Source organism: Enterobacter sp. 237C8 (assembly GCF_034106865.1).
Classification (GTDB): Bacteria; Pseudomonadota; Gammaproteobacteria; order Enterobacterales; family Enterobacteriaceae; genus Enterobacter; species Enterobacter asburiae_B.
The window spans coordinates 1408159-1421742 of sequence record NZ_JAWNDF010000001.1 but is presented as its reverse complement, the minus strand read 5'-3'; the positions used below and the strand labels follow the sequence as shown (position 1 = coordinate 1421742).

Here is a 13584-nt window from a genome sequence, read left to right as displayed (position 1 = left end):
TGACATTCTAGTGAGCGTACCGCCGTTAACAATGACTTACGCTAAAAATGACAACATTGTCATTATCCTGTCACCCGTCAAACAGGATGCGTTGCGTAGAGTAGCCCTAAAACTACTCTGGACTTTATTTGAACCGTTATGTTCCTGTTAAAACGACTAAGCATCAGTACGGTATTTATTCTGGCAGGCTGCGTCTCGCTGGCCCCGGAGTACCAGCGGCCGGAAGCACCTGTCCCCCGGCAGTTTTCTCTCTCCCGTAACGGCCTGACGCCCGCGGCGGCGGGGTATCAGGACACCGGCTGGCGCAACTTTTTCGTCGATCCTCATGTTGCCGGGCTGATTACGGAAGCCCTGAAGAACAATCGCGATCTGAAAATGGCCGCCCTGAAGGTCGAAGAGGCACGGGCGCAGTTCAACGTGACGGATGCGGATCGTTATCCTCAGCTGAATGCCTCTTCGGGCATCACGTACAACGGTGGGCTGAAAAATGACAAACCCACCGCACAGCAGTACGACGCGGGCCTTGCGCTTAGCTATGAACTCGATTTCTTCGGCAAGCTGAAGAACATGAGCGAGGCCGACCGACAAAACTTTTTCGCCAGCGAAGAGGCCCGTCGCGCGGTGCATATCCTGCTCGTCTCTAACGTATCCCAGAGCTATTTCAACCAGCAGCTGGCGTATAAACAGCTGCGTATCGCGCAGGATACGCTGAACAATTACCGGCAGTCTTATGCGTTCGTTGAGCAGCAGCTGGTGACGGGCAGTACGAACGTCCTGGCGCTGGAACAGGCCCGGGGACAGATCGAAAACACGCAGGCAGAGATTGCCAAAAGAGAGGGGGAGCTGGCGCAGGCCAATAACGCCCTGCAGCTGGTCCTCGGCACGTATCGCGCGCTGCCGGGTGACGGCGGCATGAACGCCAGCGACGTTGTGCCGGTAAAACTGCCTCCTCATCTTTCCTCCGAGATACTGCTGCAGCGCCCGGATATTATGGAGGCGGAGTATCAGCTTAAAGCGGCCGATGCGAATATCGGTGCGGCGCGCGCCGCCTTTTTCCCGTCTATTTCCCTGACCAGCGGGCTTTCAACGGGCAGCACGGAGTTGTCCAGCCTCTTTACGTCCGGGAGCGGGATGTGGAATTTTATTCCTAAAATAGAAATTCCCATTTTTAATGCGGGCAGGAATAAGGCCAACCTTAAGCTGGCCGAAATTCGCCAGCAGCAGTCGGTGGTTAATTACGAACAAAAAATTCAGTCCGCCTTTAAACAGGTTGCCGACGCGCTCGCGCTGCGGGACAGCATTAACCAGCAGCTTGCTGCACAACAGCGGTATCTGGATTCGCTCCGCATCACGCTTCAACGTGCCAGAGGGTTATATTCCAGCGGCGCGGTCAGCTATATCGAAGTGCTTGACGCGGAGCGTTCTCTTTTCTCTACCCAGCAAAATATTCTCGACCTTATTTATGCCCGGCAGGTTAATGAAATTAATCTCTTCACCGCGCTCGGCGGCGGTTGGGTCGAATAATCTTATTTAATTAAACAGGAAAATAACCATGCGCAATTCACTTAAGGCCGTTGTATTTGGTGCAATCTCCATTGTGTTTTCTGCCGGCCTCCAGGCTGAGGTTCATCAGCACGAGATGATGAGTGCTGACAGCGAAGGGACATCAGAGCAGGTCATCACGGGAACCGGCATCGTGAAGGACATTGATCTCACGAATAAAAAAGTCACGATTTCTCATGAAGCGATCCCGGAAATTGGCTGGCCCGCGATGACCATGCGTTTTACCTTTATTCAGGCTGACGAGAGTATTAATGCCTTAACAGTCGGCAGCCACGTGAATTTCTCGTTTGTTCAGCAGGGCAATCTCTCTTTACTCAAGAGCATTAAATAGCGAGACGCGGCATGGCCTCAGTAAAAATAAAATATGCTGCCGTGATAGCCAGCAGCCTTATTGCGGGAGGGCTGATATCGGTGACGGCATGGCAGGCGCTTCATTCATTTGAAAAAACAGAAAATAGCGCACCAGAAAGAAAGGTGCTTTTCTGGTATGACCCGATGAAGCCCGACGTTAAATTCGATAAGCCCGGCAAATCGCCGTTTATGGATATGGATCTGGTACCGAAATATGCGGATGAAAACGCCAATAAAAGCAGTGCCGGTATCCGTATTGATCCGACGCAGGTTCAGAACCTGGGATTAAAAACGCAAAAGGTGACGCGCGGAACGCTGAATTATGCCCAGACGATCCCGGCCAACGTCAGCTATAACGACTATCAGTTTGTCATTGTGCAGGCGCGCGCGGAGGGCTTTGTGGAAAAAGTGTACCCGCTGACGACGGGCGATAAGGTGAAGAAAGGCACGCCGCTCGTTGATATAACCATTCCTGACTGGGTAGAGGCGCAGAGCGAGTTTCTGCTGTTATCCGGCACCGGCGGAACGCCGACGCAAATCAAAGGGGTTCTGGAACGGCTTCGGCTGGCGGGTATGCCGGATGAGGATATTCAGAGGCTGCGTGCGACCCGTACTATTCAGACCCGGTTTACCATCAGGGCGCCGATCGACGGAGCGATCACGGCCTTTGATCTGCGTACCGGCATGAATATTTCCAAAGATAAGGTGGTGGCGCAAATTCAGGGGATGGATCCGGTCTGGATCGGCGCGGCAGTGCCTGAATCCATTGCTTATCTGCTGAAAGAGACCTCGCAGTTTGCGGTTTCGATACCGGCTTATCCGGATAAATCCTTCCCGGTTGATAAATGGAGTCTTCTGCCGAGCGTGGATCCAACCACCCGTACGCTGCAGGTGCGCCTGCAGGTCTCTAACAGGGATGAGCTGCTGAAACCGGGCATGAACGCGTACCTGAAGCTGAATACTCAAAGCCAGGAAATGCTGCTGATCCCTTCCCAGGCCGTTATCGATACCGGTAAAGAACAGCGCGTGATTACCGTCGATGCGGATGGGAATTTTGTACCGAAAAGGATCCACGTACTGCACGAATCTCAGCAGCAGTCCGGCATTGGTAGCGGACTGGAAGAGGGGGAGTCGGTAGTGGTCAGCGGTCTGTTCCTGATTGATTCGGAGGCCAATATTACCGGCGCGCTGGAGCGCATGCGTCACGCTGAAGCCGCTGACGACGCGCACTCTGGTCATTAAGGAGACGATGATGATTGAATGGATTATCCGGCGGTCGGTCGCCAACCGTTTCCTGGTCATGATGGGGGCGCTGTTCCTCAGCGTCTGGGGGACGTGGACTATCATCAACACCCCGGTTGATGCTTTGCCCGACCTCTCTGACGTGCAGGTGATTATCAAAACCAGCTACCCCGGCCAGGCCCCGCAGATTGTTGAAAATCAGGTCACCTATCCACTGACTACCACCATGCTGTCGGTTCCCGGCGCAAAGACCGTGCGCGGTTTTTCGCAGTTTGGCGATTCGTACGTGTACGTCATTTTTGAAGACGGCACCGATTTGTACTGGGCCCGTTCGCGCGTGCTGGAGTATCTGAACCAGGTTCAGGGCAAGCTGCCTGCCGGCGTGAGCTCTGAAATCGGTCCTGATGCCACCGGCGTGGGCTGGATATTTGAGTATGCGCTGGTGGATCGCAGCGGAAAACACGATCTCGCAGAGTTGCGCTCGCTGCAGGACTGGTTCCTGAAATTTGAATTGAAAACCATCCCGAACGTGGCTGAAGTGGCCTCCGTCGGCGGCGTGGTAAAGCAGTATCAGATCCAGGTCAATCCATTAAAACTGGCTCAGTACGGCATTAGCCTGCCGGAGGTTAAGCAGGCACTTGAGTCGTCTAACCAGGAGGCGGGGGGATCGTCAGTTGAAATGGCGGAAGCGGAGTATATGGTCCGGGCCAGCGGCTATCTGCAGACGATGGATGATTTCAATAACATTGTCCTGAAAGCCGGAGAGAACGGGGTACCGATTTATCTTCGCGATGTCGCCCGCGTACAAACGGGGCCGGAAATGCGCCGCGGCATTGCCGAATTAAACGGGCAGGGGGCAGTTGCGGGTGGCGTGGTGATCCTGCGTTCAGGTAAAAATGCGCGTGAAGTCATCACGGCGGTGAAAGATAAGCTGGAGACGCTGAAGGCCAGCCTGCCGGAAGGCGTTGAGATTGTGACCACCTACGATCGCAGCCAGCTCATCGATCGGGCAATCGACAACCTGAGTTCCAAACTGCTCGAAGAGTTTATCGTGGTGGCCATCGTCTGCGCACTGTTCCTGTGGCACGTGCGCTCTGCGCTGGTCGCGATTATCTCTCTGCCGCTTGGCCTATGTATTGCCTTTATCGTCATGCATTTCCAGGGGCTGAACGCCAACATTATGTCGCTGGGAGGCATTGCCATTGCCGTCGGGGCGATGGCGGATGCCGCCATCGTCATGATTGAAAACGCGCACAAACGGCTCGAAGAGTGGGATCACCAGCATCCGGGAGAGCAGATTGATAACGCCACGCGCTGGAAGGTGATCACCAACGCCTCTGTCGAGGTTGGCCCCGCGCTGTTTATTAGCCTGCTGATTATCACCCTGTCCTTCATTCCCATCTTTACTCTTGAGGGGCAGGAAGGGCGGCTGTTTGGTCCGCTGGCCTTCACCAAAACGTACTCCATGGCGGGTGCGGCCGCGCTGGCCATCGTCGTTATCCCCATCCTGATGGGATTCTGGATCCGGGGTAAAATTCCCGCTGAGACCAGTAACCCACTGAACAGGCTGCTGATTAAAGCCTACCATCCGCTACTGATTAGAGTGCTCCACAGGCCAAAAACAACCCTGCTGGTTGCGGCCTTGTCCATATTCACGGTGATCTGGCCTCTCAGCCAGGTGGGCGGCGAGTTTTTACCGAAGATCAACGAAGGCGATCTGCTGTATATGCCGTCAACATTGCCGGGTGTTTCTCCGGCAGAAGCAGCGGCGCTGTTACAGACCACGGACAAGTTAATCAAAACCGTGCCAGAAGTGGCCTCCGTTTTTGGTAAAACGGGTAAGGCTGAGACCGCAACGGATTCCGCGCCGCTCGAGATGGTGGAAACCACGATTCAGCTCAAGCCTGAGAATGAGTGGCGGCCCGGCATGACGATTGACAAGATTATTGACGAACTCGACAAGACCGTTCGATTGCCCGGCCTGGCGAACCTCTGGGTTCCGCCCATTCGTAACCGCATCGATATGCTTTCCACCGGGATCAAAAGCCCGATTGGTATCAAGGTGTCGGGTACCGTTCTGTCGGATATCGACGCCACGGCGCAGAGCATCGAGGCGGTAGCCAAAACGGTGCCGGGCGTGGTGTCTGCCCTGGCTGAACGTCTGGAGGGCGGGCGCTACATTGACGTTGATATCAAGCGGGAAAAAGCCTCGCGCTACGGGATGACGGTGGGCGATGTGCAGCTGTTCGTCTCCTCGGCCATCGGCGGGGCGACGGTGGGGGAAACGGTGGAAGGCGTCGCCCGGTACCCGATTAATATCCGCTATCCCCAGGACTACCGGAACAGCCCGAACGCGTTAAAGCAAATGCCGATCCTGACGCCGATGAAACAGCAGATCACGCTGGGCGATGTGGCGGATATCAACGTGGTTTCCGGCCCCACGATGCTGAAAACGGAGAATGCCCGCCCTGCGAGCTGGATTTATATTGATGCCCGCGGCAGGGATATGGTGTCGGTGGTGAACGACATTAAGACGGCCATCAGTCAGAACGTAAAGCTGAGGCCGGGTACCAGCGTGTCATTCTCCGGGCAGTTTGAGCTGCTCGAACACGCCAACAAGAAACTGAAGCTGATGGTGCCGATGACGGTGATGATCATCTTCATTCTGCTGTATCTGGCGTTCCGCCGCGTGGATGAAGCGCTGCTGATCCTGATGAGTCTGCCGTTCGCCCTGGTCGGTGGGATATGGTTCCTCTACTGGCAGGGCTTCCATATGTCTGTGGCAACCGGCACCGGCTTTATCGCCCTGGCCGGGGTGGCGGCAGAATTTGGCGTAGTCATGCTGATGTATTTGCGTCATGCCGTTGAGGCTCAGCCGGCGTTGTCCCATCGGGACACGTTCACTGAACAGGGGCTTGATGACGCCCTTTACCATGGCGCCGTGCTGCGCGTGCGGCCAAAGGCCATGACCGTCGCGGTGATTATTGCCGGCCTGCTGCCCATTCTTTGGGGAACGGGGGCAGGGTCAGAGGTCATGAGCCGGATAGCGGCGCCGATGATTGGCGGGATGATCACGGCGCCGCTGTTATCGCTGTTTATTATTCCTGCGGCGTACAAGTTAATCTGGCTGCGCAGGTATAAAAAATCCTAAAAAAACCCGCCAGCGATGGCGGGTTTTGTACGGGATGAACGCTTAGCGCGCTGTTTTAGCACGCGTCTGGCTGAGAAGCTTGCGCCAGGCACGATTATGCAGAGTAAACAGCAGCATCTTATAGAAGGCGGTGGAAAGGATACAGCTGCCGCTAAGCAGTAGCATGCCGATACTCACTAGCGCCGCGGTCAGACTGACGCCCGGAGCTGCGCTACCGCTCAGCGCGACCAGCAGATAGGCTGCTGTTAATACCAGGCTTATCACCGCCAGCGTAAGGTGTAACCGCACGGCGCGCATGCTGCCTTTGCCAATCATAAACATCGTCACGCCGTTAAGGCCAGCGAACAGAAGGGCGATCAGGACAACCCATACGAATACGTGTTCCGCTGGCTGGTCGAGTCCGGCGAGTACGCCATACCCCAGCCACAGCTGAGGAATAGCGAAACTGACAATCACCCCGAGGGTACTGATCGCCGCTGGAATACCCATGGTGTGTAGACCTACAGGTTTGCCCATTTCGTCAGCCAACTCAGTTTTTAGCTGTTGCAGCTGTGTCGGGGAGGCATTGCTTATGCTGGTAGCCACCTCGTTACAGTGTTGCAGGCGGCGGGGAAAAACTTTAACCATTTGAATACTCAGTGTTTAGTTAGGCGAAAATGACTGCAACAGACCGACTACATAGCGCCCGTACTGGACGGTGTTTTGAGGATTGCGGATCGTCCCCGTGAGTGAACTGCCCACAAAGGCCGATGCGTTGTTCACGGCACTCATCAGCTCACGTTGCAGTGATTTTTGTAATGATTCGCTGGGGAAACGTTTCGAGTAGACGCCTGCGCGGATCGCTGCCTTCACGCCGGCACTGGAGATACCTGGATTCTGCGCTTATTAAGACTTAGATAATAGCAGCGTTAACTCAGCGATCAAATCATAAAGATGTTCCTTAAAGGTCCAAGTCAGAGAGGGGTATCGACCCGTTACTAGTATTGTTAACGGAGCATGGTGCCAGACATCTCATCAACGAAATTGGTCATTTGATGGAGCATGTTGATGACGGGATGGTAGTCTGTATACACCTTCATTTATATGATCGTATGGATAAGATCCCGTTCGATAACATCACGGCATTCTTCAATAACTATCTGAATAAAAGATAACTTCCTCAGTAACCGATGCAGTGATCCAAAGGTTACTGCATTGATGTGAGAGGGAAGGCAGCTATGAGGGTTTTGACTGAACGGTTTATGGCTTATTCTCTGATGCCCATATCTAATTTAACATAATATACATTATGCGTACCAATGTGGAATCAGAAGAAATCTGGCATCTTATGGACACGTTGGGCCTGGATGCTGATGTCCTCTGATAGTGTCTTCTCACGTGCTGCTATCGTCACGCTGATCATCTCACAGTGCATGGCTTACCGTTTTGCCCTGTTGATATAAGCCTGTAAACCCTCTGCAAGAAAATCAAACACCGTTTTGCACGCCTGACTGTGGCGTAAATCCTCATGCATCACCAGCCAGGTGTCCAGATGAAACGCAAAGTAATCAGGCATTATCCTCTGCAACGGCGGAGAAAAATCTGCCAGTTGTACCTGACACATTCCGATACCCGCTCCTGCGCGAATAAGGTTTAATTGAGCAATATCACTGTCGGTCCGCACGCTAAACAGATCGCGGTTTAGCTGTGGGTATTGTTTAAGTGCCTGTAAAATAAAGGGCGTTAAATTATCGAAACCGACAAGCGTATGGGTTAATAACTCATCAATATTTTCCGGAGCACCACGTCGTGACAGATAGGCTGGCGCGGCATGCAGGCCTATTTCTATCCTGCCCATCCGACGTGAAATCAGTTGCTCATGCACCGGTGTGGTCATGCGTACCGCAATGTCCGCTTCCCGGTTCAGTAAATCCTGAACGCGATTAGACAGAACCAGTTCAACGGTTATTTGCGGATATTCTTCTTTTATCTGTGCAATCACGGGAGACAGAACCTCCGTTCCGATGATTTCGCTGGCGGCGACGCGCACCACGCCCCGCAATCCGGTTGCGCCGGAGCTGAAACTGGCCGCCGACCGCTCAATCATCATGGCCGTATTTTCCATTGCCTGCGCATGGCCCTTCAGCTCGACGGCGGCGTCCGTAGCCTGCAATCCAGTCTGCGAACGGGTAAATAAAACAAGGCCGAGGGCTGATTCCAGTGCCGCAATATGACGTCCGGCGGTTGGCTGGGTGATGGCAAGCCTGCGTGCGGCTCCTGACAGCGACCCTTCCTTCATCACGGCCAAAAAAGTGCGATACCATTCCCACGGGATATTTAGCTTCATACAAAAATGCATACCTGCTGGCTTATATTATGCAATTACATTTAGCCCGTGTGGCCCTTAAGATGTCAAGCAGATATCCAATAAGGGCCAGACGATGAAAAGCACAAATAAGGTACTGATACTGGGCGCAACGGGTGGGATCGGTGGCGAAATTGCCCGTAAATTGATCCGTGACGAATGGGATGTACGTGCATTGCGCCGCAGCGTTCCGGGAAATGACTCCCACAACAAAAGCATGACGTGGATAAGCGGCGATGCGCAGAATGCTGAACAGGTTCATGCCGCGGCGTCAGAATGCAGCGTGATTGTTCATGCCGTTAACCCGCCAGGTTACCGAAACTGGGAACAGCTGGTTTTGCCCATGCTGCATAACACCATCAGCGCAGCGGAGCGAAACGGTGCATTAATCGTTCTGCCGGGCACGATTTATAACTACGGTCCGGATGCTTTTCCCCTCTTACGCGAGGATTCCCCTCAGGATCCGGTTACCCGAAAAGGAGCCATACGCGTGCAAATGGAGAAGGCGCTCTCAGCCTATGCTCAGCGTGGCGGAAAGGTGCTCATTTTGCGGGCGGGTGACTTTTTTGGTCCCCTCGCAGGCAACAACTGGTTTTCACAGGGACTGGTAAAACCGGGACATCCACCGAAGGTCGTTAAAAATCCCGGGCAAACCGGCGCAGGACATCAGTGGGCTTATCTGCCGGATGTCGCCGATACCGTTGCGGCTCTGCTGGCGCGGCGGGATGAACTCGAACCGTTTTCCTGTTTCCATATGCGTGGACACTGGGATCCTGATGGGACAACGATGACCGCAGCCGTTAAGCACGTCGCGGAGCATGCCGGTATTAAGGCGAAGGTGAAGTCATTTCCATGGTGGCTGGTCTCTGCAATGAGTCCGTTTAACACCACGCTGCGTGAAATGCGGGAGATGCGCTATCTCTGGGAGCAGACAATAGAGATAGATAATTCAAAACTGATCGCCTTTTTAGGCCATGAACCGCAGACCCCTCTTACCGAGGCCGTGCGTTCTACACTAGCGGGCCTGGGCTGTATTTAACATAACCTGCACGTTTAGAAAGGGTTGAAAAATGTCTGATATACTTCAGCTTTTGAAAACGCTGTCGTAAGCAAATGGAAATTGAATTAAATAAAAGTTTTAAAGAGAGAGTTTTCCATGCTGTCATTTTTGAAGTGACGGCCAACGTTATCATCGCGCTGTCACTCGCCTGGCTGATGAACGTGTCGGTACTTCAGTCAGGCTCGTTGTCCGTGATATCTGCACTTACCGCAACGGTCTGGAATTTTATTTTTAATAAGCTCTTTGATTCCCTGCAGAAAAAACATCAGTTTCAACGCACATTTCTTGTTCGCGCAATCCATGCTGTTGGTTTTGAAACGGGACTTATCATCTCCTTAATCCCTGTGGCAATGGTTATGCTGAACCTAACCGTGACGGAGGCGTTTTTTGTTGAGATTGGCCTGGTGCTGTTTTTCCTGCCCTATACGATGCTGTTTAACTGGCTTTACGACTACCTGCGCTGGACGTTCGTTGGACGAAAGCGTTCGGCGTTATAGCTAAGTGAATCAATGTAAAAAATGAAGAGGAAGAAAAATGCGAAGCCTCCTGAATAAAGGAATTTGTCTTGCGTTAGCGCTGTCCGCCGCCGGGACGGCTCAGGCCGGTAAGAAAGAGAGCCATGACGACAAGCTCACCGGGATAACCATTTTCGCTCAAAAAGAGTCTCAGGGAAGCCAATGGGACAGTACAACGGGCGAAGCAAAATATATGGTTAGCTACAAGGTTACGCTTGATAACGCGTCGGGTAAAAGTATTGAGCCGGGCAAAGAAAATAAGATGTGTTTCTTCCTGTTTGATAAAAACGGAAAAACATTTATGAGCACCGGCATTGAGCTTGAAATGCTGAAAAAATACAACCCAAGGGACAACAGAACCGGACTGGTCTATTTTTCCAGCTCAAATCCTGACGTTTTAAATATGCCATTTGTCCGCTTCGGCATCGGAAAAGACTGCATAAATTGATGACTGTCACATTGACACGTTCTTTCGTATGGTCGCCCCACTCTCCTTCTATACTGGTTATTTCTCCATCTCATAAAGGAAGGAACCATGTTCGATCATGTGAAATTCGGCGTCAGTGATTACGAAAAAAGTAAAACCTTCTTCCTCCATGCGCTTAAGCCGCTTGGTGTAGAACTCATTGATGAAGGCACGCCAGACTACGGTGTCGAAATGAGTTCAGGCGACGTTTCGTTCTGTCTTTTTCAGACAAATGATAAACCTGCTCCTCTGCATCTGGCGTTTGTGGCCAACACGCGCCAGCAGGTCGATGCGTTTTACCATGCCGCCCTGCGCGCCGGTGGACGCGATAACGGCGGGCCGGGGCTGAGGTCATACGGTGAAAATTACTATGCCGCGTTTGTCATCTCGCCCGATGGCCACAATATTGAGGCTGTGTGCCATGCGCCGGAGGGCGTGTAGCACAAGGCTTTTTCAGTCACTCTCCGAGGTCAACACGACGGAGACCCCTTTTTCCAATACCGCGCGGATCCAGTCCCGATCGGTATTGTCTTCAACGACGATGGTGTTCACCGATGACACATCGCCAATCACAAACGAAGACGCTGTGTTGACCTTTTCCGGGGAAGCCAGGACGACCGTCTCCGCGGCTCTGCCGGAAAATGCACGTTTGATGCACGCTTCTTCGAAATCGCCGGTTGTCAGCCCCGCCTCAGGATGGATCCCGGTCACGCCCATAAAAAACAGATCTGCATGAATATTTTCGATGCCTTCGATCGCTGCAGCGCCGACCGCAACAATGGAGTGCTTATACAAGCGACCGCCGATCAGAATCACCTCGATGGACGGATGATCCACAAGCCCCAGGGCGATGCTCGGGCTGTGCGTAACCACCGTGATGCGCAGGTCTGGAGGGAAAAACGTAATCAGCTCTGAAGTTGTCGTGCCACCGTCAACGATCACCACCTGCCCTGATGAAATCAGCTGAGCCCCTTTCCGGGCTACCCTCTTTTTTGCATCCATCTTCACGGATTGCCGTTCGGCATAGGGAGCAATAGCAGAAGATGACGGCAGCGCGCCGCCGTGAACCCGCTGTAAACGCCCTTCCGCCGCCAGCTCGCGTAAATCACGCCGAATGGTGTCTTCAGAAACGTCAAAGAGCATGCTGAGTGCTTTTGACTGGACCTGACCTTCTGCGCCGAGCTTTTCGAGGATCAATTGTTTTCGCTGACTGGTGAGCATCATGAATTCCTGATGTTGCATGTTTTATCTTGAAAGTGCACGATAATGCTGTTTATGATAATTACTCTACGTAAGGAGGAACAAACGTGCAATCAAAACGTGCAGATGTGCGCATCATTGACAGTGAAACCCTGTCAGATAACTGGTACAACCTTAAAAAATACACCTTCGACCTGCAGCGCCGTGACGGCGAATGGCAAAGACAGCAACGGGAGGTCTACGACCGTGGCAACGGCGCAACTATTCTTCTCTACAACCGTGAGGAAAAAACGGTGATCCTGACGCGCCAGTTCCGCTTTCCCGTCTTTATCAACGGCCATGAGGACGATTTAATCGAAGCCGCGGCGGGACTGCTGGACAACATGGATCCCGAAAGCCGCATAAAAGCAGAAGCGGAAGAAGAGACAGGGTTTCAGGTTTCGAGCTTGCAGAAAATCTTTGAAGCCTATATGAGCCCGGGCTCCGTCACGGAAAAACTCTATTTTTATCTTGCCGAGTATCAGCCGAAAGACAGAACCGGCGCAGGCGGCGGGATCAAGGCTGAGGGAGAAGATATCGACGTGCTGGAAATGACGCTTGAAGAGGCATTACGCGGCATAGAAACAGGCAAGATTGTCGACGGTAAAACCATCATGCTGCTTTATCATATTGCTCTTAAAGGCATTATGTAGACTGCTGGTTAAAATCCTGATTTTGAATCTGGGTCGTTACGCTTATCCATTACTCAAATGTAAAGCGGAAAACCTCCTAAATTTTGCAGCCTACTATATTTAGTGAACTATTTCGGGATTTGACAAAATCTTCAAAAATTCGCCGAGTCATCTGCATTTACCATTAGAAATGCCACACGTTGACCAGGCTACCAGTTGAGGTAGCCTGTCTTATCTGTTGGCTGGATTAAAATGCGACTCGCTACAGATAACGAAGCATATTATACTTGCTCCTCCACTCGAACAGGAGGCAAGCAACTCACGTGAAGGATACATATTACAACGACATAGCGATCAATACGCTAATTCAGAGTGAGCTGGACGCGTTTTTTGAGGATTTCAAAGGGATCGTCTTCGCCTACGCCATTATGAACAAGAAAGATCCTTCCCAGATGCGGATAATCAATAACAGCCCCGAGTGGTTTGATATCTACCTCGACAGGAAATATCAGTTCATTGACCCTGTTATCATTCGGGCTTTGCGCTGTGTTGAAGATTTTTTCTGGGAAAGTGATGTCATTCTGTCGGATGGTTATAACCTGACGCGCATTTTCAACGAAAGCGTCCAGTATGATATCTACCAGGGACAGACTTTTCCTCTGCATGACTATCTGAATAATCTTGTCGTCTTATCCGTCATCAGTCCTAAGCACTCTGGTATTGATATAGAAAAATATCGGCCACAATTTCTAAGCTTCCTTGTTCAACTGCATCAGAAGACACTCAACCTGTATAGCCAGCATCAACAGAAAAAGAATGTTTTTCTGTCACCACGTGAGCGACAAATCCTTAAATGGGTCAGCGCCGGGAAAACCTACGCAGAAATTTCTGTTATTTTGTCTATTGCTGAACGCACCGTTAAGTTCCATATGGGAAATGTAATGAAAAAGCTCGGTGTGAATAATGCCAGACACGCAATAAAGCTTGGAACAGAACTACGCTTACTGGACGACTGAGCCTC

General features: G+C 52.1%; 13 protein-coding genes and 2 pseudogenes. 11 read left to right on the top strand and 4 right to left on the bottom strand.

Annotated features, from left to right (window positions below; translation table 11 throughout):
- Positions 1 to 138: 138 nt before the first annotated feature.
- The 4 genes from USF70_RS06965 to silA are packed head-to-tail and all read left to right on the top strand — an operon-like array spanning position 139 to position 6307.
- On the top strand, positions 139 to 1524 hold the full coding sequence (locus tag USF70_RS06965; protein ID WP_214538408.1) for an efflux transporter outer membrane subunit: 1386 nt from the start codon (positions 139 to 141) through the stop codon (positions 1522 to 1524).
- Positions 1525 to 1552: 28 nt separating this feature from the next.
- Entirely contained in the window at positions 1553 to 1894 is a 342-nt protein-coding gene (gene cusF / locus USF70_RS06960) for a cation efflux system protein CusF (protein WP_320735455.1), read from the top strand.
- 11 nt (positions 1895 to 1905) lie between these two features.
- Positions 1906 to 3156, top strand: a complete 1251-nt coding sequence (locus tag USF70_RS06955) for an efflux RND transporter periplasmic adaptor subunit (protein WP_320735454.1) — start codon at positions 1906 to 1908, stop codon at positions 3154 to 3156.
- Between the two features lie 10 nt (positions 3157 to 3166).
- Positions 3167 to 6307, top strand: a complete 3141-nt coding sequence (silA, locus tag USF70_RS06950; RefSeq protein WP_320735601.1) for a Cu(+)/Ag(+) efflux RND transporter permease subunit SilA — start codon at positions 3167 to 3169, stop codon at positions 6305 to 6307.
- Positions 6308 to 6349: 42 nt separating this feature from the next.
- Here the strand turns inward: silA and USF70_RS06945 are convergent, their stop codons facing one another.
- Both USF70_RS06945 and USF70_RS06940 read right to left on the bottom strand, forming a co-directional pair.
- Positions 6350 to 6934: a hypothetical protein gene (locus USF70_RS06945; RefSeq protein WP_414464589.1), complete on the bottom strand. Its 585-nt coding sequence runs from the start codon at positions 6932 to 6934 to the stop codon at positions 6350 to 6352.
- A 15-nt stretch (positions 6935 to 6949) separates the two neighbouring features.
- Positions 6950 to 7189: pseudogene (locus tag USF70_RS06940) on the bottom strand (hypothetical protein); the annotation flags it as partial.
- A 188-nt stretch (positions 7190 to 7377) separates the two neighbouring features.
- On the opposite strand from USF70_RS06940, the pseudogene USF70_RS06935 reads away from it, so the two are divergent.
- A pseudogene (locus USF70_RS06935) lies at positions 7378 to 7461 on the top strand (alpha/beta hydrolase); the annotation flags it as partial.
- 263 nt (positions 7462 to 7724) lie between these two features.
- Here USF70_RS06935 and USF70_RS06930 read toward each other — a convergent pair.
- A complete protein-coding gene (locus USF70_RS06930) occupies positions 7725 to 8633 on the bottom strand; it encodes a LysR family transcriptional regulator (protein ID WP_320735452.1) in 909 nt (302 codons plus the stop codon).
- 94 nt (positions 8634 to 8727) lie between these two features.
- Here USF70_RS06930 and USF70_RS06925 point away from each other — a divergent pair, with 94 nt between their 5' ends.
- The 4 genes from USF70_RS06925 (at position 8728) to USF70_RS06910 (ending at position 11133) form a co-directional block, all read left to right on the top strand.
- Complete coding sequence (locus USF70_RS06925; protein WP_320735451.1) at positions 8728 to 9690, top strand: NAD-dependent epimerase/dehydratase family protein; 963 nt, start codon at positions 8728 to 8730, stop codon at positions 9688 to 9690.
- Positions 9691 to 9764: 74 nt separating this feature from the next.
- The gene (locus tag USF70_RS06920) at positions 9765 to 10208 is read left to right on the top strand and encodes a PACE efflux transporter (RefSeq protein ID WP_033145563.1); all 444 of its coding nucleotides are present in this window, start codon (positions 9765 to 9767) and stop codon (positions 10206 to 10208) included.
- A 37-nt stretch (positions 10209 to 10245) separates the two neighbouring features.
- On the top strand, positions 10246 to 10674 hold the full coding sequence (locus USF70_RS06915; protein ID WP_320735450.1) for a DUF4354 family protein: 429 nt from the start codon (positions 10246 to 10248) through the stop codon (positions 10672 to 10674).
- 87 nt (positions 10675 to 10761) lie between these two features.
- A complete protein-coding gene (locus tag USF70_RS06910) occupies positions 10762 to 11133 on the top strand; it encodes a VOC family protein (RefSeq protein ID WP_094935501.1) in 372 nt (123 codons plus the stop codon).
- Positions 11134 to 11145: 12 nt separating this feature from the next.
- Here USF70_RS06910 and USF70_RS06905 read toward each other — a convergent pair whose 3' ends face one another.
- Positions 11146 to 11913 (bottom strand): DeoR/GlpR family DNA-binding transcription regulator, encoded by a 768-nt coding sequence (locus USF70_RS06905; protein ID WP_094935500.1) that lies wholly within the window; start codon positions 11911 to 11913, stop codon positions 11146 to 11148.
- Between the two features lie 86 nt (positions 11914 to 11999).
- Here USF70_RS06905 and USF70_RS06900 point away from each other — a divergent pair, with 86 nt between their 5' ends.
- Together USF70_RS06900 and USF70_RS06895 are read left to right on the top strand one after the other, a co-directional pair.
- The gene (locus tag USF70_RS06900) at positions 12000 to 12584 is read left to right on the top strand and encodes an NUDIX domain-containing protein (protein WP_094935499.1); all 585 of its coding nucleotides are present in this window, start codon (positions 12000 to 12002) and stop codon (positions 12582 to 12584) included.
- A gap of 302 nt (positions 12585 to 12886) precedes the next feature.
- The gene (locus USF70_RS06895; RefSeq protein WP_023311808.1) at positions 12887 to 13579 is read left to right on the top strand and encodes a helix-turn-helix transcriptional regulator; all 693 of its coding nucleotides are present in this window, start codon (positions 12887 to 12889) and stop codon (positions 13577 to 13579) included.
- The last annotated feature ends 5 nt before the right edge of the window (positions 13580 to 13584 follow it).

Bases quoted from the DNA above. Each gene is read 5' to 3' on its own strand.
- USF70_RS06905 (WP_094935500.1), bottom strand. From the start codon at position 11,913: ATGCTCACCAGTCAGCGAAAACAATTGATCCTCGAAAAGCTCGGCGCA.
- USF70_RS06915 (WP_320735450.1), top strand. From the start codon at position 10,246: ATGCGAAGCCTCCTGAATAAAGGAATTTGTCTTGCGTTAGCGCTGTCC.
- USF70_RS06965 (WP_214538408.1), top strand. From the start codon at position 139: ATGTTCCTGTTAAAACGACTAAGCATCAGTACGGTATTTATTCTGGCA.
- cusF (WP_320735455.1), top strand. From the start codon at position 1,553: ATGCGCAATTCACTTAAGGCCGTTGTATTTGGTGCAATCTCCATTGTG.
- USF70_RS06955 (WP_320735454.1), top strand. From the start codon at position 1,906: ATGGCCTCAGTAAAAATAAAATATGCTGCCGTGATAGCCAGCAGCCTT.
- USF70_RS06925 (WP_320735451.1), top strand. From the start codon at position 8,728: ATGAAAAGCACAAATAAGGTACTGATACTGGGCGCAACGGGTGGGATC.
- silA (WP_320735601.1), top strand. From the start codon at position 3,167: ATGATTGAATGGATTATCCGGCGGTCGGTCGCCAACCGTTTCCTGGTC.
- USF70_RS06930 (WP_320735452.1), bottom strand. From the start codon at position 8,633: ATGAAGCTAAATATCCCGTGGGAATGGTATCGCACTTTTTTGGCCGTG.
- USF70_RS06945 (WP_414464589.1), bottom strand. From the start codon at position 6,934: ATGGTTAAAGTTTTTCCCCGCCGCCTGCAACACTGTAACGAGGTGGCT.
- USF70_RS06910 (WP_094935501.1), top strand. From the start codon at position 10,762: ATGTTCGATCATGTGAAATTCGGCGTCAGTGATTACGAAAAAAGTAAA.
- USF70_RS06920 (WP_033145563.1), top strand. From the start codon at position 9,765: ATGGAAATTGAATTAAATAAAAGTTTTAAAGAGAGAGTTTTCCATGCT.